Here is a 23446-nt window from a genome sequence, read left to right as displayed (position 1 = left end):
CTACTCCTGTTCCAGCGCGGCAAACGCGCGTTCCATGTCTTGGGCTTCCGAAAAACTTTCCAGTATCGGGCATTCGCTGATCGGGTGTTCGCCGCCGGGGCAGTCCTCATTCAGCGTGACGAGCACATCGCGCATGGCCGTCAGCGCGGCGATCTTCTCGTCAATTTCGGCGATCTTGCCGCGTACGACGTTGCGTACGCTGCCGCAGGTTGCTTCTTTGCTGAACTTGAGATCGAGCAGCACCTTGATTTCGGTGAGTGAGAAGCCGACCGCCTGTGCCCGTTTGATGAAGCGCACGCGCTGCACCGTTTTGGGCGCAAACAGACAGTAGTTCGCCTCGGTCCGGTCGGGCGTGGGCAGCAAGCCGTTGCGCTCGTAATAGCGGATGGTTTCGCGATTGACACCGCTCTGTTTCGCCAGCTCACCGCGCGTTAGGTCGCTCATGACTTTCCCCGTTCAATCAACTTGGTGGTAACTCTACACCTTGTACTAAGGTACAAGGTCAAGAGGTAAAAAAGGGATGAGATTCATCCTATAAACCTGAGACGATGTATAGTAACGGGGTCTTACAACCCAGACAGGCGGAGACTGAACACTTTGACGATCCTACATGAAGCCGATGTTGTAGGGGCAAGGCATGCCTTGCCCCTACGCTGGATCAAGCAGCATCGTTTGCGCATCATCCATGCCGGGATATTAGCTACGTTCGCTCTCATCCCAGTGTGGTACCGTTTTGCCGACGTGCCGCCGCTGCTACCGCCGCTGTATGTCTCCAACTTCCTGATTCTGCTGCCGATGCTGATATCGATCACCGCGTGGGTGATCACGGGGTGCCGGGACTGCGCGATCTGCGCCGTTCGCGCTGGGGACGCTGGTGGACGCTGGCGCTGCTGCTGCTGGCCCTGTGGGCGTTCGCCTCGACGCTGTGGGCGTTTCAGCGGCGCAATTACCCGGAGGTCGGGCAGACGGCAGCGCTTCAATTCGGGATCGTGGCACTGTTCGCGGTCGTGTGTGCGTGTGCCGCGCCGCGTCCACGACACATCGTCGCGACGCTGGCGGTCGTGTGTGCGCTCAACGGGCTGATCACAGTCGGGCAGGTGTGGAATATGGGCGCGCTTGGTTTGCGCGCGCTGGGCGAGTTTCCGTACACCGCGGAGTCGAACTGGATCAGCATTTTGCGCGCGGGTGATTTGACCTATGTGCGCCCCTACGGCTTGATGCCGCATCCTAACGCGCTGGCGGGCACGTTGATGGTCGGCGTGCTGGCGGCCTGCGCGTGGGTGATCAGCGCGCGGCGCGGGCGCTGGTTGGCAGGTGTGGGCATCGTCACGCTGGGCGGGTGGGCGCTGCTGCTCACATTTTCGCGCGCGGCGTGGATCGCCGTGGCGCTCGGCGGGGGGCTGCTGCTCCCGTTCGCCCGCCTGCTGATCACGCGGCGGGCCTTACTCGGCATGGGCACGGTAGGGCTGGTTGTCGCTCTCTTCTTCATCAGCTATCGTCCCTTCTTGGCCGCGCGGGTGGGGGTTGGGGACGGGCAACAAGCGATTGAACTGCGCTCGATCTCGGATCGACTGGTGTTCACCGATTTCGCGCTGCGGTCGATTGCCGAACGTCCGATCTTCGGCGTTGGCATTGGCAATTTCCCGTGGCGGGCGAGCTACTTCATCGTCGGCACGCACTACGATCTGCGGGGCGACAATGTGCATCACGTGCTGCTTTCGGCGTGGGCGGAACTCGGCACGGTGGGGTTGGTGCTCGTTTTGATCGCGCTGATCTTCGCAGCCCTCGCTATCGGGCAGCGCCTGCGAGATCGCACGGTGCCACACGAAGACCGTGCCGGGTTGATCGCACTGGCGGCGATCACCGTGGCGTTGATCGTCGTCGGCTTCTTCGATCATTACCCGTGGACGATGGTCCAGATGCAAACGGCGTGGTGGGGGTTGATGGGCGCGGCGCTGGCTCAGAACTCAGTTGACCCCGTCGGACTGAACAGCGTTACCATTGTCGGCGGTTTAGGTGGCTGGTGGAGCTACCCGCATTGCTTGCAGGATGATGGTATGTACGACTTCTACGAAGCCTTCTACAAAGTTGTGGAGCACAGCGCCGCGCACGCTGAATTCTGTCGACGGGTGTTCGGGCGCAATTTGTGTCAGCATGGTTTCGCCGACATGGAGCAGGTAGACGCGCTGATCGCCACGCTCGACCTCCAACCGGGCGATCAAGTCCTCGAACTTGGCTGCGGCAACGGCATGGTCGCTGAATACATCGCCGACCAGACGGGTGCACACATCACGGGCATTGATTACAGCCCGCAGGGAGTCGACCAGGCGCAGCGGCGCACGGCAGGCAAGCGCGAGCATCTCACGTTCGCGGTTGGCGACCTCAACACGCTGGAACTGCCCGCAGCGACCTACGACGCGATTATCTCCATCGATTCGATCTATTTCAGTAACGACTACACGCGCACCGTCCGAGAATGGCGGGCGGCACTGCGTCCCGGTGGGAAGCTGGTGCTTCTCTACGCCTATGGACGGGAGCCATGGGTGGCGAAAGACGATTTCCCTGCGGAAAACCTCGCGCCGGAACGGACGCCGCTCGCTGCCGCGCTGATCGCGAACGGGCTGCGCTTCACGACGCAGAATTTCACGGCGCAGGATCACGCGCTCGCCGTGCGGCGCACAGCGGTGCTCGATGACCTGCGACCGCAGTTTGAAGCCGAAGACATCCTCTTCATCTGGGAGAACCGCTGTGGGGATGCTCAGGGGGTGCGACAGGCCATCGAGGAAGGGCTGCATGCACGTTATTTGTATCGCTCCGAAACGTGATCGCGCAGAGGTGAAACAGAACTCGATAGTTCTAAGAATACAAGGTATTACTCTTTTCGGTAAATAAGTTGTAATGCGGTTTGGATTGCGGATCGAGCATAACGGGTGTATAGCTGATCTATCTGCCCCGCACGTTGACCCGAGGTCGCCCGCTATGCCTGACTTCCTGTTGGAAATCCGAAGCCTTTTCGAAAGCGGCGAACAGGATGACGCTCTCGATCTCCTCCAACTGCACTTGGACGCGCATCCGCATGACGCCGACGCCCTGATCCTCAAGATCACCTTTTGTCTCGACCTGAAACAGCAGCATGAGTTCATCGGCACGGCACTGCTGGAACTCGATCCAGCACCGCAGCGCGCCGAGCTTATGCAGCGGCGCGACGCGCTCGTCAAGGATTTGCTGCGCGAGGGACGCGAACACCTGAAAACGCGCTCACCATTTCGCGCCTACGACCCATTCGACAAAGCCGCGCTGCTCGCCCCGCGCGAAGCCTATATCCCGCTGGCGGCGGGGCTGGCGCTCCTGCGTCACCCGCACAATCGCGTCGAGAGCCCCTTCGGTGGGCTGAATGCGCCGCCGTTCGGGTCTGGTCTGACGAAAGCGCCGAATCCTGGTTGGTCGGGGGCAGTGGAAAAGTATTTCCGCGCTGCCTACGACCGGGCGACCGACGACGCCATGCGTGAACGCGCGATCTATCATCTGGTCAAGCATTGGCTGGCCCAGGACAAGATCACGCAAGAGGCGCTGTCGCTGCTGTTGGAGATCAAAGCGCCGCAGCAGCGGACGCTCAAAGTGATCGCTGAGGCCGCTGACGAGGTCGAAGCGACAACGCTGGCGACCGCCGCCGTGTTCCTGACCGCCGAGCATGAGGTAGTGGCCGAACGCTTCCTGAAAGCGTGCGAACGAGCGCGCGTCAGACAACCGTTTGCCGCGCTGCTGCGCGCTGAACTCGCGCTCAACGACCCGCCGACCGCGCTCAATCACTACCAGACCGCGCTCAAGTGGAGCAAGGCGAAACGCGCGTCGATTGCGCTGCGCGATGCGAAGACGCTGCTCTTGTTGGTGCAGGAAACGCCGCTGATCTGCCCGCACTGCGGCAAAGAGGCGTCGATCTCGCTGGATGACTGCGGCATTTGCGGTTCCAAGCTGGCGATCCGCTCGCTGGTGGCGCAGCGCTATGGGCTAGATGAGGGCGCGGCAGCGCACTCCGGCGTCATCGCTTATGTGGGCTTGGCCGAAGCACACGAGAAGCTCGGCGACTTGGCGGCGGCCTATGCCCAAGCGCAGTTGGCGCTGGCCGCGCTGCCCGCTGAGCACAAGGCAGCACCCGCTTTACGCGCGCTGGTGACGCGATTGCACAGCGGCGCGCCGCCTACGCCCGATCAAGCCGCGCTCAAAGCGTACGCGCTGTTCCAACATGGTGGCTTGAATGCCGAAACGCTCCTGCAGGTGGGGCGCATCAACGAACGCCAGCCCACCGATTGGAAAGCGCTGCCCACCCAGCAGCGGACGCGTCTGGTCAAGGCGCTGATCGCGAGTGGACAGCTCAAACTTGCCGCCGAAACCATCGACGCGGCGTTCGCCGATAAGCCGAAATCCGTCCCCGGTCTGCGGGCGGCGCTGACCGCGCAAATCGAGGCGGAGATCGCCGCGCTGCTGGACGACCCCCCCGCCCCCGAAGCGCTGATCACGGCGGCGTCCAAGCTGCTCGAACTGCAAGCGGATCCCGATTTGTTCTATGCGCGGGGCATGGCGCGGCTGGTGACCGAACACGATCTGCTGGCGTTGGATGACTTCTACAACGTGATGCAGTCGGAGGCCGCTAAGCCGCTCAAGACGCGAGCGCGCAAACAGGCGGTCGGCGTGCTGGAACGGCGCTGGAATGTCGAAGGCGCGCGCACCATCCTCGATCAACTCGACCCGCGTGACCCGGATGTGCAGGTGATGCGCGAACGGCTGGATCGGCGCGAGAATGGCGAACCCGTCGTGCACATTGAAGCGGCCAACGAAGTCGTCATGGAAGATACGCTGACGCGCAAAGCCGCGCCGCCGTTCTATCACGGCTTCTTTGCGGTGGCGGTGCGCGAGATTGGTTTCCCCGGCGGCGGGGACTGGTATCAGAAGCTGATGACTGCGCACTACGAATTCGTGCAGGTGCTGGGCGCGCTGCGGGATGTGATGGGCGATGCGATCTTCGTGCTGCGCCTGATCAGTCAGCCGCACCCGCTGATCCCGGAGCGCGGCTCGATGACGGTGGCGCTGCTGGCGCGCGTATCATCGGCGACGCCGGAGCAGTGTCACGCTCACGCGCTGCAATTGTGGACGGACATGCACGCGATTCTGCCGCTGGCGCAGGAGAACATCTACATCTTCGAGCCGGTGGTCGACGAGGACGAACTGCGCAATCTGCTCACGCCGTTCGAATACGCGCACACTGCCGAAATCGCGCGGCGCGAAATTGAAGTCAACGAGGCCAAGTTCATCGCGCCGTTTACCCCCGGCACGTTTGACATCCACAATCTGCACTGGGTGTTCCTGCGCCAGAACAAGCCCGCTATGATCAGCATTCATCTCAAGCCGACGAGTTTGCTGCCGTGGGAGAAGCTGACGACCGCGCAGGCGCTGAACCGGGCGGGCGCGGCGGTCAACGACGACCCGACGGCACAGGCGGTGACCCCGGAAGGCTTCAAGATGATTTCGCGCGTGCAGTTGTGGGAAGAACTGCGCCAGACGCACGCGCACAACAACACGCTCAAATATGCCTACCTGCTGCGCGTGTATATTGCGGGCAGCGCGGGCACGAGTCAACTGCTGCCGGAGATGGCCGGCGCGGCGCTCTTTGGTCCGGTGCGCGACGCGGGGACGCTCGGCGGCTACGAGATTCTCCGCGCGACCAGCTCCGACGAAGCGAACGTGCTGCGGCGCAACCTCTCCCGCCTCGACGTAGAAGCGGCGGCGGGTGGATCGCGCATGCGCTACCTCGTCGCGGAAACGGAAGCGGCGAACATCTTTCGCCTGCCCGTGCCGCAAGCCGATGGTATCCCCGGCATGGTCAAGCTGGAAGGGCGTCCGGTTGTGCCGCCCGCGGGTATGCCGGACACGGGCGCGCGGCTCGGCGTGAGCGCGGCGCGCGTCAAAGGCGTGCCGATGGCGATTTTGCAGGGCTTGAACGACCGCCGCCGTCACATGTACGTGGTCGGCAAGACGGGCATGGGCAAATCGACGCTGCTCATGACGCTGATTTTGCAGGACATTGAGGCGGGGCGCGGCGTGTTCCTGCTCGACCCGCACGGCGACCTGTGCGAGGACGTGCTGGCACGCATCCCGTCGTATCGCGCCGACGACGTGATCGTGCTCGATCCGTCGGAAGAGGCGCGCCCGCTCGGCATCAACATCCTCGAAAGCGAAAACGAGGCGGACAAGTACCGCATCGTCAACGAATTCATCGCCATGCTCCAGCGGCTGTACGATCCGCATAATCAGGCCATCGTCGGGCCGATCTTCCAGCAGACCGTGCGCAACGCCATGCTCGCCGCCATGTCCATGCCCGACGGCACGCTGATCGACGTGTACCGCATCATCAGCGACCCGGAGTACATCAAGCGGGTGCTGCCGTTCATCAAAGACCCGCTGGTCAAGGGGTACTACGAGGACATCGTGCGCAAGATGAGCGGCGCGAGCGATCACTGGAAGGCGGAACTGCTGCCGTACCTGCTCTCCAAGTTCAGCCGCTTTGTCGAAGATGCGACGCTGCGCCGGATGATCGGCCAGCCGCGCACGAGCATCCCATGGCCCAAGGTCATCGACGAGCAGAAGATTCTGCTCGTCAACCTCGCCAAAGGGCGCATCGGGCAGGACAACGCTTCGTTCATCGGCGGGCTGGTATTGAGCGGCATGCTGCAAGCGGCTTTCAAGCGCGGTGAACTGCCGATCAACAAGCGCAAAGACTTCTTCATGTACATTGACGAGGTGCAAAACTTCAGCACGCCGATGTTGGCGACCATGCTCAGCGAGGGGCGTAAGTTCGGCGTGGTGATGACCATCGCCAACCAGTTTTTGCACCAGCTTGACCGCACGATTTTGGAGGCGGTGTTCGGCAATGTGGGCAGCATGGTGGCCTTCCGCGTGGGGACGCAGGATGCGCCCGCGCTCGCGCCGGAAATGTACCCGTCGTTTAGCGGCGGCGACCTGATCAACCTGCCGCAGTTCACCGCCGCGGTCAAGCTGATGGTGGACGGCGTGGCGGCGCGCCCCTTCACCATGAAGACGCTGCCGCCGATGCGCCCACCCGACCGCGCCAGCGCGGATACCATTCGCCGGATGTCCGGTCTGCGTTACGGGGCCGATATGGCGATCGTGCAGCGGGCGATCATGGGGAAGTTTTGAGGTCACCTTAAATCGTCTCTCCGATAAGAGGAGAGGGAAAAGCGTGTTTTGCGTAGGGACGCAATTTATTGCGTCCCCCGTCGCCTAAGGTGGGAGAAAGGGAACCTGATGATGACGAAAACGCTTGGACTATTTGGCGCTGCCGTAGAGGATGGCTCTCGAAAAGGTGTGTGGTTTGCGTCGATCCCATCTCCGGGCTGCCACTTGAAGGTGATAGCCGTGCCGAAGTCTTGATGATGCTGGACCGAGGCGCGATTGATGGGCTGGAACGGGCTCGCCGAGGATCCCCATTCCAGAACCCCCCGAGTGGCCTGCCTTGCGTGACCGGTGGCTCCCGTTCCAGCCGGAGAGGAGGTTGGGTGAGGTTGCCCCGTCCATTTCCGACCGCCACTTACTGAGCATGCTATCCTCATCTTTCGTGCTGATGTCGATGCCCACTCTGTGGGCGCGGGCGGTCTGCATGTACTCCATCGCCTTCGCCCGGTCGCCCTGTTCCCACCGCGCCATCGCTTGTTGAAAACTGAGGCCGCGTCAGGTGAATATTGCCGATCTCGCGATAGAGGGGAGCGCCCTTCAAAATAGGTCGAGTGCTTTTTGTTTGTCGCCCATCCTGTCCCATGCCGTGCCGATGCGTTTGAGATTGATTGCCTCGCCGCTCTTATCGCCGACCTCGCGGAGGAGCGGGAGCGCCTGTTCGAAATGGTCGAGGGTTTTGGCGTTGTCGCCAAGGTTCCGCAACAGGAAACCGATTCTGCTGAGGAGGTCCACAGCGCCATGTTTGTCACCGATTTTACGGAGGAGTCGAAGCGCCTTTTCGTAGTATGCGACGGCTTGTTTCACGTCGTCATCATCACCCCACATCAACTTATAAGCGATGTTTTGGAGAATGGTCGCCTCTTCCTGTTTATCTCCAAGCGCGCGTGCCATTGCCAGCATGCGTCCACTACTCGAGTTATCGTCGTCTTTGGCCAGCAAGAAACAGAGGACGAGGCCTGTGGCCGTCCGTTCGCCGATTATCTGTTGGGATTTCATCTGCTGCACGTGTCCTGGATCGGTTGTCCCCGCAAGGCGGGTGGCCAGATCATTGCCTAGCGTGTCGATTTGTTGGAGGTCGCGCAAAAAATCGCCGTCGATTCCGGCGACTTTGCCAACGCTTGCCAAATCACAGGTAATGGCGGTGGTTCGCATCTGCCTCGTCTAGTTCGTCACGTTCGCGCAATTGGGCGCGGGCGTAAGCGCGCAGTAGGCGGTGCTGCGTGTACCAGTCGTCGCGGCTTTCGTCCGCCGTGAGCAAGCCTTCGGCGGCGAAGTCGTCCAGCGCGTCGGCATCTTCGTCGCCCCAAATGGCGTAAACGTGCTTGGCGCGGAAGGCGAGATCGGGTGGCAGCGCCCCTAACGCGCGGAACTGCCTCAGCCGTTTCTCGTGCAGGTCAGAATTGTGGGCGTGGAGCGCATCGAGCGTCAATTTGAGCGTCAGGCTCACGCTGTCCTGCTTGCTGGCGGCATCGGCGCGTTCCAGCTTCAGGTCAGGGAAGGCGTCGCCGTCGCGCAAGCCCTTTTCGAGCGTGTCTTTCAGTTCCTTCACGCGCCGTGTCTGGAAGTTGCGCCGCAGTTGGCGCGCCGCCAGCGCCAGCGCCAGCGAATGCCCCGCCAGCAGCGTGCTGATCGCTTTGAGGTCGGTGCGGGTCGTTTCGGCGCGTTTGTCGCGGATCAAGTCAAGCATGAGATCCGCGCCTTCGTCCGGCGAGAGCGCGTCAAGGCGGGTGGTGTCGGCGTCGAGCGCGGCGGCCACGTCTTCGCTGCGCGTGGTGATCAGCACGCGGGCATTCGGCGGCGCGGCGGCGCGCAGGTTGCGGGCGGCGTTCACGGTGTCCGCCCACACATCGTCGATCAGCAGCAGGACAGGCGTGCCGCAGCCATCGTTCATCAGGTGCTGGCGCGTATACGCGATCATCTGGTCGAGCGGTGTTCCCGGCGCAAAGTGAAAGTCGCCGCCGATCCACGTCTCCATCACAGAGGATTCCAAGTTTTCGCGGTAGTTCTGGCCTAAGCTCGCGTACAGCTTGAGCTGGAAGCGATCATCCTGATTGGCATAAGCGCACGCCAGCGTCGTCTTGCCAATGCCGCCGATCCCCTTGAGCGCGGTGATCGCCGTGACCGCGCCGTCCGTACTCAGGGCGGATCGCAGTGCCGCCAGTTCGTCAACGCGCCCGACGAAGTGTTCGGGGTTGGGCACGAAGTTGCAGGTGGGACGCGTCATCTCGGCGATCAACTCCCGGGAGGTTTCCGCTAACGCAGCGGTGACGCGCGCTTTGAGATCATCGGAGTTGGTGAAAAAGCCGACGACGCGCTCTTTCACGCGGTCTTTGAAGGCTTTGAGCTTGACTTGATCGCTGGCGTCTTTGTCCTTGCGGTTTTCGGGGAAGGGGTGATCATCGCTCATGATGAAGCAGAGGCGCGGAATTTTGCGTTCGGTTGCCCAATCGTATTCCAGTTCGGTGATGCTCTTGCCGTCGTGACCGGGCGGACACCAGCCGTAGCGATAGGCGTAAATCCCGACGAAGAATTTCGGCATCGGCCACCATGCGACGACACAATTCGACGGGCGATTCGTCCTGCGGCGTCCATGTCTCCATACCGCTCGGATACAACCCCAACGTTAGGATCGCATCACGCACGGCGGCGCGGTATTCGGGCAGGTCGATGCTGGTGCTGCTGATGAACACGTCGATGCGCGGCTTGGGGGTCATGCACGCCTCTCACGGTGAGCGGATGGTTTATTCGATAGTAGCACGAATCGCGGGCGGCGCTAATAGGGGCGGGGACGTTCATTTACCCCTCACGCTGATCGACCCCTCTCCCACGCAAGCGGGGAGAGGGGAGAAGTGCAGGAGTCTTAAGTCCCCTCTCCTCTTTTCGGAGAGGGGATTTAGGGGTGAGGTTCGCTCAGCACGGAATCGGCTTGCACTGCGCGGCATCGGCGGTGAGCGTGAACGCCTCGCCATAGTGCTTGAGTTGCAGCGCGTTGCCGTCGACGAGCGCATACTCCGCCACGCACTGACCGCCCCCGTCGCGCCGCACGGTGACGCGCAGTACCTGTCCCATGTGCTTGAGCACGAGGCTGTAGGCCTCCCACTTCTCCGGCAGCGTTGGCCGGTAATGCGCGATGCTCGCGCCGAGGTGCGCGCCCGCTTCCAGCCGCAGCCCCGCAAACCCGTTGACGAGGCTCATCCACGTGCCCGCCATGTTGGCGATATGCACGCCGGCGGTCACGTTGCCGTGCTTGTCCGCGAGATCCATCAGCGCGGTGTCCCAGAAGTACGCATACGCCTTCTGTGGCTCGCCGATTTCGCTCGCCATGATGCTGAACGTGCAGGTCGAGAGCGACGAATCGTGCGTGGTGATCGCCTCGTAGTAGTCGTAGTTGGCACACTTTTGCTCCAGCGTGGGCGCGTGTTCCGGCAGCAGATACAGCGCCAGCACCACATCGCCTTGCTTGCACACGCGGTGCCGGTAAATCGTCAGGTAGTGGAAGCGTTTGAGCAGCACATCCTGATTCGATTTCTTGCCGAAGTCGTGCGGCCAATCGGGACGCCCGAAGAAGCCGTCATTCTGCTCGAACACGCCGTCCGCGTTGGTCTGCGGGATGATCAGCTTGTCGGCCACGTTTGTCCAGCTTGCGACCTCGGCGGCGCTGGGCTGCGCCGTCAAACTGTGACCGTGGCGCTGTGCCCATTCCGCAACCTCGACGGCGTAGCGCAAATGCGCCTGCGCCAGCATGTTGGTGTAGCAGTCATTGTCGACGATGGCCGTGTACTCATCGGGGCCGGTTACGTTGTGGATAGCGTAGGTGTCGCTGATCGGGCTGTAGCCCGCAATGCTCGCCCACATGCGCGCCGTCTCAAACACGATTTCCGCGCCAGCTTCCAGCAGAAAATCGGTGTCGCCCGTCGCCATGACGTACGACTTGATCGCGTAGGCGATATCGGCGTTGATGTGGTACTGCGCCGTACCTGCCGGGTAATACGCCGAGCATTCTTCGCCGTTAATGGTGCGCCACGCATACGCCGCACCCTGCAAGGCCAGCGTTCGGGCTCGCGTCCGCGCGTTGGAGAGGATGCGGTAGCGGTAGCCGAGCAGATCGCGGCAGATCTCCGGTTTGACGTGCTGGAAGAACGGCGCGGCGAACATTTCCGTATCCCAGAAGTAGTGCCCCTCGTAGCCTTCGCTCGTCAACCCCTTCGAGCCGATGTTGGTCTTGCCGGGGCCGCCCGCCGCTTGCAGCAGGTGGAACATATTGAAGTGAATGCCCTGTTGCAGCAGCACAACTTCGCTATCGCCGTCCCTGCCTGTGATCGTGACGTCGGCCTGCTGCCAGAACTTTTCCAGATAGTCGCGCTGCTCGGCGGCCAGTCCGGCGAACGTCTTAGCGCGCGCCTGCATGAGATCGGCGCGCAGCGTTTCGATCAGCGCGGCGGGGGCGCTGCGGCGGTCGGCGTACACATAGGCGAGATACTTGTGCAGCGTGATCGGCTGTCCCGCGACCGCGTCGATGGTGTAAATCACGGTGAACGTCCCCGTGTCGTCGTTGAATTCGTAGGCGCGTTTCACGGTCGCGTTGGTGCTGAGCACGTTGCTCATGCCGCTGGCGAGGCGCAGCTTGGAATCCTTCGTGTCGTGGATGACGATGTATTCTTCGCTGTTTTCGCCGGATTGATCAGCGTAGCGCAGCACCGAGCCGTCAAGGTGACTACCGATGCGCGGATCGCTGCCCGCCTTCACGTTCTGCACGTCGCCATCCAGCACGGACTCAAGGCGGATGCGTCCGCTGAAGTCCGGGATCAGCGTGAATTCGATGGCCGCGAGGTGCTTGTTCGTCAAGCTGACGAGGCGGCGCGCCTCCAACCGGAGCTGGCGACCGTTGAGTGAACGCCAGGTGACCGAGCGTGTCAGCAGACCGTCCTGCATATTGAGTGTGCGCGTGTAATCGCTGAACGAACTGTGCTCGGCGTCGAGCTGCACGGGTTCGGCGTCGTCGCCGAGAAACACGCGGATGATCTTGCCGTTCGGCACATTGAGCATCGTTTGACTTTTGTCGGCGTAGCCATAGGCTGATTCGGGATATTTGATTTTCTGGCTTTCGTAGAAGCCATTGAGATACGTGCCATCCACGCTCAGGAAGCGCCCGTAGCGGTCGCGCCCCGTCGCCGGGTGATAGTCTTTGGCGTCGTTAGGGTGAACGGCGCGTTCCAGCCCTTCTTCGAATGTGCCGCGTAGACCGAGATAGCCGTTGCCGAGCGCGAAAATGCTCTCGGCTTGGTACGAACGCTCATGCTCCCAGTCAAACGTCGTTTCGACAATATTCCACGCATCCCCGGCGTAGACCGGGGTGTTCGTCGCTGCTGTCATAGCCCCTCTGTCCCTCTGGAACTCGGTAATGTGATGCAAAGTGTAACATGCCGCGCGGTCGACGGGTGGTGGATGAGCATTGCTTTAGAGCCGACAGTCTAACGATCTGCATGTCTATCTGCTCATGCTATGGTGGATTCTGGCACATGCCGAATTGTGGTAAGTAGGAGAACGATGTATGCGCAAGACTCTGTTTATGCTGATGCTGCTGACGTTGGTCGTGGCGGTCCCTCTGTTCGCGCAGGAGGCGACGCCGGAACCCACTTCGGATATGATGGCGACCCCTGAAATGGGCGGCGACATGGGTAACATGATGACGGATCCCGCTGTACAGGTCACGAATCAGGTGGTGCTCAACGGCATGGTGAGTATCACGCGGATTGACTCGGAAGGCCCGGGCTTTGTCGCGATTCATGCGGATATGAACGGTCAGCCGGGGCATGTGGTCGGCGTGGCGCCGATTGCCGAGGGTGGGACGGATAACCTCGCCGTGATGATCGATGGCGCGATGGCGACGCCCGTGCTGCACGCCATGCTGCACGTCGACGATAACACGCCCGGCGTGTTTGAATACGAACTCAACCCGGCGGCAGACATGCCGCGCACAGGCAGCTACACCAGCTTCACGATTGCGGGCATCTTCGCCTACGATCAGCAGCCGATTGAGAACACGGTGATCTTCGCCTCGGTGATCACGCAGGACGGCGGGTGGCTCGTCGTGCATGCCGATAACAACGGGCAGTCCGGCCCGGTGCTGGGGCAGGCGCTGCTCAACCCCGGCACGAATCCGGCGGTGATCGTCCCGCTGGCCGCCGAAGGTCAGATGCCCGTGCTCTGGCCGATGCTCCATGTGGACGACAATACGGTCGGCACCTACGAATTTGGTCAGGTGGAAGGGGCGGATGCGCCCGTCGTGATTGAAGGTCAGGTGGCGACGCGTCCCATGAACGCGACCGAAACGCCGACCGTCATGCTGGCGGATGGCACGATGCTCGAGAACGTCAACACGCCGATTATCATCCCGGCGATGAATCAGATGCTGGATACCACCAGTCCCGGCGGCACAGGCCAACTCACCATCGACAATGTCGTCTCGATTGGCGCGGGTTTCATCGACGTGCACTCCGACATGATGGGGCATCCGTCCGCGTCAATCGGCGTGACTCCGGTCGCGGATGGCGAGAACACGGGTGTGGTTGTGCCGCTCGCGCCGCCGCCCGCTATGCCGGACATGCTGATTTCGCCGATGGTGTGGCCGATGCTGCACGCCGACACGAACTCGAACGGCATCTATGAATACCTGAAGGTCGTCGGTGCGGACCTGCCAGTGATCTACAATGGCGCGGTCGTCACCGTGCCGACGATGGTTGGCGCAGCGGCTGGCGGCGACAGCGGCATGGGCGGCATGGCGACCGACGAAGCGGGGATGATCGCTACGGCGGATCCCGAGCCTGATGGCGACGCCGGAAGTCACGCCCGCGGGGTAGTCCAGCCTCACCCCCTTTGCCCCCTCTCCGAGCGGGAGAGGGAGTAGGATCTGCTTTTGCCCCTCGCCTTCTGGAGAGTGGCGGTTGAGCGCAGCGAAACGGGGTGAGGTGAGGTTCGTTACGCCGTCTGCTTGACCGTTTGGTAGAGTTCGAGGAGGACGCCGCCCGTGCTCTTGGGATGCACGAAGCCGTAGCGCGTGCCATCGGGCCGCGTCTTCGGCGTTTCGGTGATCAGTTCCGCGCCCGCGCTCTTGATCTGCGCGAAGGCCGCTTCAATGTCTTCGACTTCGAGGCACAGATGATGCAGTCCCGCGCCCTTCTTCGCCAGATACTTCGCCACGCCGCTCGTTTCGGTGAACGGGGCGATCAGCTCAACTTCGCCTTCGCCAACGGGCAAAAAGGCGATATCGACTTCTTCACCTTCATTGTGTTCCACATGCTGCAGCGGCAGGCCAAGCGCGTCTTGCCAGAATTTCAACGCCGTGTTGACATCTTCCACCACAACGGCGATATGATTGATTTTGATCGGGGCCATGACAGTCCTCTCTAAATTGACGTTGCACCTGACATTATAACGGGGCGGCGCGTGAATGTCGGCGCAGGGTTCGCTATAATCACCCCTGATGTTTGTCACATATGTGCACCACTAAAAGAGGTTATTATGGTCAACCAACTCTCCGATCAGCCGCTCATCCCCCAGATGACACCCGAACATCAGGAACTCGTCAAAGCCGTCCGCAATTTCGCGCAGAAGGAAATCGCGCCGATTGCGGCGGAGCATGATGAAACCGGCGACTTCCCGCTCGCCACCGTCAAGCAGATGGGCGAAATGGGGTTGATGGGCATTGAAGTCAGCGAAGAATATGGCGGCGCGGGCATGGATACGCTCGCCTACGCGCTGACGATGATCGAGATCGCTAAAGCCGATGCCAGCCACAGCACCATCGTCAGCGTGAACAATTCGCTGTATTGCAACGCGATCACCAAGTTCGGGACGGAAGCACAGAAGCAGGCGTTCCTCGTGCCCGTCGCCAGCGGCGCGAAGATCGGCGCGTACAGCCTGACCGAACCGATGTCCGGCAGCGACGCCGGGACGATGGAGAGCCGCGCGGTGCTCAATGCCGCCGGGACGCACTACATCATCAACGGGCGCAAGAGCTGGGTGACCAGCGGTCCGGTCGCCGATTTCGTGATCGTGTTTACGATGACCGCGCCGGAACAGAAACACAAGGGCATCACCGCATTTTTGATCGACGCGGCGCAGCCCGGTTTCATCCGTGGCAAGAAAGAGCCCAAGCTCGGCATTCGCGCCAGCGCTACCAGCGAACTCGTGTTTGAAAATTATGCCTGCCCGGTCGAAAACGTGCTCGGCAAGCCCGGCGACGGCTTCAAGATCGCCATGGCCGTGCTGGACGCGGGGCGCATCGGCATCGCGTCGCAGGCGGTGGGCATTGCCGAAGCGGCCTATGAAGCGGCGGTGCAGTATGCGCGCGAACGGCAGGCGTTCGGCGGACCGATTGGTCAGCTCCAGATGATCCAGCAGAAGATCGCCGATATGAAGACCCGGCTCGAAGCGGCGCGCTTGCTCGTCTACAACGCCTGCGCGGCGAAGGAACGCAGCAAAGTGACCGGCGAACGCTTCACCACCGAAGCGAGCATGGCCAAGCTGTTCGCCAGCGAAGCGGCCATGTTCATCACCGACGAAGCGGTGCAGATTCACGGCGGCATGGGCTACAGCAAGGAACTGCCCGTCGAACGCTACTATCGCGATGCCCGCATCACGCGCATTTACGAAGGCACGAGCGAAGTGCAGCGCATGGTGATCGCGCGTAACGAATTGGGGCTGCGCTGATGCGCGCGGCAGTTTTCTACGAGCATGGCGGTCTGGAGGTCATTCAGTGTGTGGATGACCTGCCTGTGCCCGAACCGGGGGCAGGCGAAGTCCGCGTGCGCATGCAGGCGGCGGCGCTCAATCGCCTCGACCTGTGGGTGCGTGCGGGCTGGAAGGGTCTGAACATCGCCCTGCCGCATGTGATTGGTTCAGATGGGGCGGGGATTGTGGATGCGGTCGGCGCGGGCGTGACCAATGTCGCGGCGGGCGACCGCGTCGCGATCAACCCCACGCTGATCGATCAGGACTGCCTCAATCTGCGCGGGTCGGAGAGCGACTGCCTCGACATTCAGATCATCGGCGAACATGCGCCGGGGGTAGCGGCGGAATACGTCGTGCTGCCCGCACGCAATCTGCATAAAATGCCGGACTCGGTCACGTTTGAGGAGGCCGCGGCGGCGGGCCTGGTGTTCGTCACCGCGTGGAATTCGCTGATGAACCGCGGCGGGCTGCGCACGGGCGAATCCGTGTTGATCGTCGGCGCGGGCGGCGGCGTGAACAGCGCCAGCATCCAGATTGCTAAGTTGGCCGGGTGCACAGTCTACGTGGTCGGCAGCAGCGCCGAACGCTGCGCGCAGGCCGAGCAGCTCGGCGCGGACGTGACCATCGACCGTTCCACAGAAGAGAGCTGGTCGAAGGCATTGGCCAAGCTGACCAACCGCGTGGGCGTCGATGTCGTCGTCGACAATGTCGGGCAGGCGACGCTCATGGACAGCATGAAAGCGGTCAAGCGCGGCGGGCGCATCCTGATCGTCGGCAATACGAGTGGCTACAACGCGCAGATCGACACGCGCTACCTGTTCGCCAAGCAGATCAGTCTCATCGGTAGTTCGATGGGCACGACGGCGGATTACGTCAAGGTGATGAACCTCGTGTTTGCGGGGAAGCTCAAGCCGGTGGTCGGCAAGGTCTTCCCGTTGAGCGACGCGCGGCAGGCTGAAGAAACGCTCGAAAAGTTTGACGTGTTCGGCAAAGTCGTGCTGGCGATCTAGGTAACATCACCCCTCTTCTAGAGGCGAGGGGGAATCTGTAGGGACGTGCAACGGGTGTCCACGGGCGATTTTGTAGGGGCGCACCTGTGTGTGCGCCCTTGGCTGGGCAGACACGTAGGTCTGCCCCTATGCGGTGGATTGGGCATTACAATCTCTGAGGCGACATGAGTCTATTGGGTTATCACGTGCCGCTGCTCCGGTCGATTCCGGAAGAACTGGGACTCGCGCCGGTTGGTGCGGTAGCGCAGCGCCCCGGTGTGGCCGACGTGTGCCGCATCACCGTGCATTACTACGACCGCCGCGCGTGCGATTCGGTCGCCACAGTGATCAACTCGCGGACGAGCGGCGCGTCATTGGAGACGGTCTACCGCCGGGCTTTGGGGCACAAACCGCTCACGCATCCGCTGACCGAAGCGCGTTACCGCGCCTTCTTTCTCGCGCTGCGGGCGGCTGGCTTCGACAAGCTGGTCGATCAGGACGGCTTGCCCGCTTACGACTCAACCGACGTGTGGATGATCGAGCGCGCCGCCGGGACGTTCATTCGCAGCGTGGTGGTCGCTCCATCGATTGTCCATTCCGCGCCGCACAAGGCGCTGATCACCGCCGTGCAAACGCATTTACCCGAAGCTCTCCGTATGGTCAAGTAGAGCGGCTTGGGTTCAGCGTGAATAATCGAAACAGTGGTTGTCGGGACGAGGTTAGCCTCGTCCTTTTCGCTAGCCGATCTAGGAAACCGATTTGAACAACCTGCAGCAGTTGGATAGTCTGGCGGCGCACAGCGATGTGTACCGCGATTCGCAGCGCGTGGCGATCATCGACATGGGCAGCAACAGCTTCCGTTTGATCGTCATGGAATATGTGCCGCGCCTGAGCTTCAAAATGGTTGACGAAGTCCGCGAAAGCGTGCGCATCGGCGAGGGCATGGCGCAAATGGACGTGCTGCGCCCGGCAGCCATGGATCGCGCGGTGCGGGCAGCGCAGATTTACGCCTCATTCTGCCAATCCTCCGGCATTCAGGACATTGTGGTCGCAGGGACAAGCGCCATCCGCGATGCGCGTAACCAGAGCCGCTATATCGAACGGGTAGCGCGCGAAGCCGGGCTGAACGTCCGTGTGCTGAGCGAAAAGGAAGAGGCCTATTACGGCTATCTGGCGGCGGTCAACAGCACGACGCTGCACACTGGCTACGTGGTCGACCTCGGTGGTGGCTCGATGCAGATCACGCGGGTCGAAAATCGCCTGACCACGCACAGTGTCAGCTTTCCGATTGGCGCGGTCCGCTTGACCGAAGGTTGGCTCAAATCTGATCCCGTGTCGCGCAAAGAGATCGAGCAGTTGAGCGATCATCTACGTGAACGCTTCCAGGCGCTGGACTGGTTTCGCTATGAAGAGGGCATGACCATGATTGGGGAGGGCGGCTCGCTGCGCCTGATCGGCCACCTGATTCAGAAGCGCATGGGCTATCCGCTGGATTGGCTGCATGGCTACACGATGTCGGTTGATGAGGTGGAGGCAGTGCGCGACGAGCTCGCCAAACTGAGTGTGGCGCAGCGCGGTAAAGTCGCCGGGATGAAGCCAGATCGCGCGGATATTTCACTGGCGGGCGCGGTCGCCATTCACGAGGTGCTGAAGGCGGGCGGCTTCGACGCGATGACGATTTGCAGTCAGGGTTTGCGCGAGGGGTTGTTCTACGAGCGCTTCTTTGAAGCGCCCGCGGGCGAAACGCCCATGTTCGCCGATGTGCGCCGCGCGTCGGTGCTGAATCTCGCGCATTTGTACCGCTTTCAGGAGCATCACGCCGAGCACATCGCGCATTTGACGCTCGCCATGTTCGACCAGATGCCCGCCGAGCATCTGCAGTGCGGCGCGGGCGAACGCGATATCTTGTGGGCGGCGTCAATGCTGCATGATATTGGCGTGAGCATCGACTATCATGATCATCATAAGCACGGCAGCTATTTGATCACGAATGCGGGGCTGCCGGGGTACACGCACCGCGAAATCGCGTTGATCGCGCTGCTCGTGCGCTACCACCGCAAGGGCAAGCCGACGCCGGACGAATTGGCGGGACTGCTCGAACCGGGGGATGATGTGCGCCTGCTACAACTGTGCGCCTTCCTGCGCCTCGCCGAACAGCTCGACCGGGCGCGTGATGGCTTGGTGCGCAATGTGCGCTTGCACCTGAACGGGGGCATGGCGCAGATGGAACTGATCACGCGCGGCGACGAGACGGTCGCGCTGTGGTCGGCGGCGCGGCACGTTGATATTTTCGAGCAGGCATTTGGCATCCCGTTAGAGTTGGTGGCGGTACCGGAGGAATAAGTTCTCACCCCACCCCCGACCCCTCCCCGAATTCGAGGAGGGGAGACAACCGTTCCTGCAGTTCGTTCTCTCTGCGTACAGGTTTTGATCCTTAGGGGCGGGACTTGTCCCGCCCACCGCACTCGGCGAGGTAGAACTTGCCATGACAAGCTGGATGGATAGGAGAAGGTTGACTGATGGCAAAGCTCCAAGAGACAGAACTGAAAATGCATGTGGCCGATCTGGACGCGATTAAGGCGCGGATCGAAGCGGCGGGCGGCACCGTGAGCGCGCCGCGCGTGTTTGAGAAAAACATTCGCTTTGAGGATGCGCATGGGGAACTGGCGAAAGCGTCGAGCGTGCTGCGTTTGCGCTACGACACGCGTGCCCGCCTGACCTACAAGGATGGCCAGAAAGTCCACGATCAGTATGGGAGCACGCGCTTTGAGGCGGAAGTCGAAGTGAGCGACCTCGATACCATGCAAATCATACTGGAGCGCTTGGGGTTTTACCCCATGTTCATCTATGAAAAATACCGCACGACCTACGAACTGGCGGGCGCGGAGATCATGCTGGATGAACTGCCGTACGGGAACTTTGTCGAGATCGAAGGCGACGAGACGACGATCCGCGCCGTGCTGGACGCGGTCGATTTTGGTAAGTCCAAGCGTTACACCAACAGCTACAGCGTGCTGTTCCTGGTCGGGCAGCGCAACCGCGGTTGGTCGTTCCGCGATCTGACGTTCGACAACTTCAAGGGTATCGCGCTGGACGAAGCCATGTTCGCCGGGGCGGTGTAATAGACTTTCAGATCTGGGGTGTAGTTGAGGACGAGGCATGCCTCGTCCCTACACAAGCGCCTCTTCTGTCTCCCCTCCTTGAATTCGGGGAGGGGATGGGGGTGGGGTCGGAATCTGACCTTTTTCAACATCCTCCTGTGTGCGCCCGCGACCACGGGCAGACACATAGGTCTGCCCCTACAGCGTGTCGTCTGCAGGGGGATGACTTCGAAACACGAACACTTCTCTTGCCCCTCTCCCTCTGGAGAGGGGCAGTTGAGCGAAGCGAAACGGGGTGAGGTTGCCTAAACATGTTATTCTGCACGACAAAGGGGGGATGATCGTCGGTAGGCGGCGGCGGCCATCCGGTTCACAATCATTGTGGTAAATTTCACAAGGAGCTATGAATGCGACTGCATGATGCGAAGCGGCGCTGGCAAGACAATGTCGTCCGCCGTGTGATGGAGAAAGCCCCCGAACGCTCAGCGGCGTTCGTGACCTCGTCGGGCATTCCGCTCGACGCGATTTATGTACCCGATGACTCTGCCGATTACGAGGCGAAACTCGGCTTCCCCGGCGAATATCCGTTTACGCGCGGCATTCAGCCGACGATGTACCGCTCACGTTTCTGGACGATGCGCCAGTACGCGGGCTATGCGACCGCCGAAGAATCGAACGCCCGCTACCGCTTCCTGCTCGAACAGGGGCAGAGCGGCCTGTCGGTCGCCTTTGACCTGCCCACGCAGATCGGCTACGACGCCGATGATCCGATGGCGCTCGGCGAAGTCGGCAAGGTCGGCGTGAGCATCAGCTCGCTGCGCGACATGAAGCAGTTGTTTGCGGGCATCCCGCTCGACAAAGTCTCCACCAGCATGACGATCAACGCGCCCGCGACGGTGCTGCTGGCGATGTATATCGCCGTCGGCAAGAGTCAGGGCGTCGAGTCGGCCAAGCTGCGCGGCACGGTGCAGAACGACATTCTCAAAGAGTACATCGCGCGCGGCACGTACATCTATCCGCCCAAAGCGTCGATGCGCCTGATCACCGACCTGTTCGCCTACTGCAAGACCGACGTCCCGCACTGGAACACGATCAGCATCAGCGGCTATCACATCCGTGAGGCGGGCAGCACCGCCGCGCAGGAAGTCGCGTTCACGCTGGCGAACGGCATCGCCTACGTACAGGCCGCCATCGACGCCGGACTCGACGTGGACGACTTCGCGCCGCAGTTGAGCTTCTTCTTCAACGCGCACAACCAGTTCCTCGAAGAAGTCGCCAAGTTCCGCGCGGCGCGCCGCCTGTGGGCGAAGATCATGCGCGAACGCTTCGGCGCCAAAGACTCGAAGAGCTGGCAGCTCCGCTTCCACACGCAGACCGGCGGCAGCACGCTCACCGCGCAGCAGCCGGATAACAACATCGTGCGCGTGGCGCTGCAAGCCTTCGCCGCGGTGATCGGCGGCACGCAGTCGCTGCACACCAACAGCAAAGACGAAGCGCTGGCGCTGCCGACGCAGGAAGCCGTGCAGATTGCGCTGCGCACGCAGCAGATCATCGCCTATGAGACGGGTGTCGCCGACACCATCGATCCGCTGGCGGGCAGCTACCTGATCGAAACCCTGACCGACGAGATCGAAGCGCGGGCGCAGGCCTACATCGACCGCATCGACGAGATGGGCGGGGCGCAGCAGGCAATTGAGCTCGGCTATGTGCAGGGCGAAATTCAGGACGCGGCCTATGTGTATCAGCGCGCGGTGGAACACGGCGAACAGACGATTGTCGGCGTGAACAAATTCACGGTCGGCAAGGAGCCGACGCCCGATCTGCTGCGCGTCGATCCGTCGATTGAGCAGTCGCAGCGCCAGCGCTTAGCGGAACTGCGCGCGAGCCGGGACAACGACAAGGTGAATGAACTGCGCGGTCGGCTGGATACGGCGGCGCGCGGCAGCGAGAACCTCATGCCGCTGCTGGTGGAATGCGTCGAAAACGATGTGACGCTCGGCGAAGTGTGCCACACCCTGCGCGTCGTGTTCGGCGAATATCGTCCGGAAGTGTCGATCTAATCCGTCGGGACGCAATTTATTGCGTCCGATAAAATCTGTGTAGAATGGCGGTTAACTCTCAGTGGGGTTAGCCGCTTTTTCTTAGAGGAAATTGATATGAATGATGGCGATAAGTTTTCTGTATTTTTGGAACAGGTGTTACAGAGGTCTCTTCCTCTAGACCCAATTGCTAGGATTAGGATATTAGCCAAAGAACTGGCGGAAGGTGCTGTAAATGAACTGTGGTATCCAACTATAATTAGTTACGATGAAACGGGCACAAAACTTGATATACAGTCTCAAGACTTAAAATCCTATTTTGAAAAGAGATGGTATAAAACCCAACCTAGTTTTTCACTTTTGCTAAGATATGGATATCTCGATGAAAGAGCTAATGCAATCAGGCTCACTAAGCAAGCATTTGACTTATTGGAGGAAATCGAACCTGCGAAAGTGTTTGTTTCGTATAGCCGTACGGTAAGCAGTGCATTTGCTCTACTGATTGCCGCACAGTTGAAGAATCACGGTATCAACGCCTTTGTAGATATGTCTATTCAACCGGGTGATGACTGGCACGCCCATTTGAAGGAACAGGTAGAGAAACGCGAGTATTTTGTTCTGTTGTTAGGCGGCAAACAATCGGTTGAATCCCCGTATGTACAGGGGGAAATAAAATGGGCATTGCAGTCTAACTCAGTGATCATTCCAATTTGGCACAACCGATTTGAATATAAATCGGGAGATTTTGATGTGTCCCCTGAGATAGATAATCTGCTCTCCATGAAGCAAGCAATACCTGTGCTGTCCGAGAGTGCTTCAGGGTATAACACTGCGCTTGTCCAATTGCTCAATCGTTTTGGCATCACCCCTTAGCTTTGGTTCTATTCCCGATATTTGATCCGTCTCCGGTAGGCGGCGTCCGCCTCGAAGCGGTGCGGGGCGCGCCAGAGCGTGTAGCCGATGGCGATGGCCCAAACGAGCAACCCGATGACGAGCAGCCCGGCGGCGGTCTCATGCGGTAGGGAGGGGAGCGCGCTGCCGAGGTCCGCGGGCAGCTGCAAAAACACGACGATGCCCACCCCGCCGATCAACGCGGGGCGCAGCACCATCCACGCTTTGAAGCGCTCCCACGATGTCGGCGGGCGCACGCCACGCTGCAACCCATCCACAGTTGCCGCGCCGCAGAGGAGCGTCAGCCCGGTCAGCACCAGCCCGCCGATCACTTCACCTCCGCGCCAGTTGAACAGCGCGATCACTGCGAAGCCGATGGTCAGCACCGTGAACAGCAGTACGTCGAGGATATTGGTTTTGTCGCGCGGCATCGCAGCCCTCCTGT

16 protein-coding genes and 1 pseudogene are annotated in these 23446 nt (G+C 61.2%); 10 read left to right on the top strand and 7 right to left on the bottom strand.

Annotated features, from left to right (window positions below):
- Positions 1-444, bottom strand: a complete 444-nt coding sequence (locus tag IPK17_RS17735; protein WP_343419023.1) for a heavy metal-responsive transcriptional regulator — start codon at positions 442-444, stop codon at positions 1-3.
- A 371-nt stretch (positions 445-815) separates the two neighbouring features.
- Between IPK17_RS17735 and IPK17_RS17730 the strand changes: the two genes are divergently transcribed.
- Positions 816-2825 carry a methyltransferase domain-containing protein gene (locus tag IPK17_RS17730; protein ID WP_343419022.1) on the top strand — a complete coding sequence of 670 codons (2010 nt, stop codon included), beginning with the start codon at positions 816-818 and terminating at the stop codon, positions 2823-2825.
- A 154-nt stretch (positions 2826-2979) separates the two neighbouring features.
- Entirely contained in the window at positions 2980-7212 is a 4233-nt protein-coding gene (locus IPK17_RS17725; RefSeq protein ID WP_343419021.1) for a type IV secretory system conjugative DNA transfer family protein, read from the top strand.
- 573 nt (positions 7213-7785) lie between these two features.
- Here the strand turns inward: IPK17_RS17725 and IPK17_RS17720 are convergent.
- The 4 genes and pseudogenes from IPK17_RS17720 to IPK17_RS17710 form a co-directional block, all read right to left on the bottom strand.
- A complete protein-coding gene (locus IPK17_RS17720) occupies positions 7786-8400 on the bottom strand; it encodes a tetratricopeptide repeat protein (protein ID WP_343419020.1) in 615 nt (204 codons plus the stop codon).
- The gene (locus IPK17_RS17715; RefSeq protein ID WP_502748928.1) at positions 8375-9859 is read right to left on the bottom strand and encodes a DUF4062 domain-containing protein; all 1485 of its coding nucleotides are present in this window, start codon (positions 9857-9859) and stop codon (positions 8375-8377) included. The genes IPK17_RS17720 and IPK17_RS17715 overlap by 26 nt, the downstream gene beginning before the upstream one ends.
- A 7-nt stretch (positions 9860-9866) precedes the next feature.
- A pseudogene (locus tag IPK17_RS40605) lies at positions 9867-9962 on the bottom strand (hypothetical protein); the annotation flags it as partial.
- 196 nt (positions 9963-10158) lie between these two features.
- The gene (locus IPK17_RS17710; protein WP_343419018.1) at positions 10159-12621 is read right to left on the bottom strand and encodes a glycoside hydrolase family 65 protein; all 2463 of its coding nucleotides are present in this window, start codon (positions 12619-12621) and stop codon (positions 10159-10161) included.
- Positions 12622-12799: 178 nt separating this feature from the next.
- Between IPK17_RS17710 and IPK17_RS17705 the strand changes: the two genes are divergently transcribed.
- A complete protein-coding gene (locus IPK17_RS17705; RefSeq protein ID WP_343419017.1) occupies positions 12800-14155 on the top strand; it encodes a DUF7282 domain-containing protein in 1356 nt (451 codons plus the stop codon).
- A gap of 71 nt (positions 14156-14226) precedes the next feature.
- On the opposite strand, the gene mce is transcribed toward IPK17_RS17705, so the two are convergent.
- Positions 14227-14643: a methylmalonyl-CoA epimerase gene (mce, locus tag IPK17_RS17700; RefSeq protein ID WP_343419016.1), complete on the bottom strand. Its 417-nt coding sequence runs from the start codon at positions 14641-14643 to the stop codon at positions 14227-14229.
- Between the two features lie 126 nt (positions 14644-14769).
- Between mce and IPK17_RS17695 the strand changes: the two genes are divergently transcribed.
- From IPK17_RS17695 to IPK17_RS17665, 7 genes are all read left to right on the top strand, one after another.
- Positions 14770-15960: an acyl-CoA dehydrogenase family protein gene (locus IPK17_RS17695; RefSeq protein ID WP_502748906.1), complete on the top strand. Its 1191-nt coding sequence runs from the start codon at positions 14770-14772 to the stop codon at positions 15958-15960.
- Positions 15960-16991, top strand: a complete 1032-nt coding sequence (locus tag IPK17_RS17690; RefSeq protein WP_343419015.1) for a zinc-binding dehydrogenase — start codon at positions 15960-15962, stop codon at positions 16989-16991. Before IPK17_RS17695 ends, IPK17_RS17690 begins: the two co-directional genes overlap by 1 nt.
- Positions 16992-17155: 164 nt before the next feature.
- Positions 17156-17638 (top strand): hypothetical protein, encoded by a 483-nt coding sequence (locus tag IPK17_RS17685; RefSeq protein ID WP_343419014.1) that lies wholly within the window; start codon positions 17156-17158, stop codon positions 17636-17638.
- Between the two features lie 91 nt (positions 17639-17729).
- Positions 17730-19313: a Ppx/GppA phosphatase family protein gene (locus tag IPK17_RS17680; protein WP_343419013.1), complete on the top strand. Its 1584-nt coding sequence runs from the start codon at positions 17730-17732 to the stop codon at positions 19311-19313.
- A 176-nt stretch (positions 19314-19489) separates the two neighbouring features.
- Entirely contained in the window at positions 19490-20092 is a 603-nt protein-coding gene (locus tag IPK17_RS17675) for a class IV adenylate cyclase (RefSeq protein WP_343419012.1), read from the top strand.
- A gap of 386 nt (positions 20093-20478) precedes the next feature.
- Complete coding sequence (locus IPK17_RS17670) at positions 20479-22131, top strand: acyl-CoA mutase large subunit family protein (protein ID WP_343419011.1); 1653 nt, start codon at positions 20479-20481, stop codon at positions 22129-22131.
- A gap of 96 nt (positions 22132-22227) precedes the next feature.
- Entirely contained in the window at positions 22228-22983 is a 756-nt protein-coding gene (locus IPK17_RS17665) for a TIR domain-containing protein (protein WP_343419010.1), read from the top strand.
- A gap of 8 nt (positions 22984-22991) precedes the next feature.
- Here IPK17_RS17665 and IPK17_RS17660 read toward each other — a convergent pair whose 3' ends face one another.
- On the bottom strand, positions 22992-23432 hold the full coding sequence (locus IPK17_RS17660; RefSeq protein ID WP_343419009.1) for a hypothetical protein: 441 nt from the start codon (positions 23430-23432) through the stop codon (positions 22992-22994).
- Between the last annotated feature and the right edge of the window lie 14 nt (positions 23433-23446).

The organism is Candidatus Flexifilum breve (genome assembly GCF_016713355.1).
This window is presented reverse-complemented; position numbering and strand designations above follow the sequence as displayed.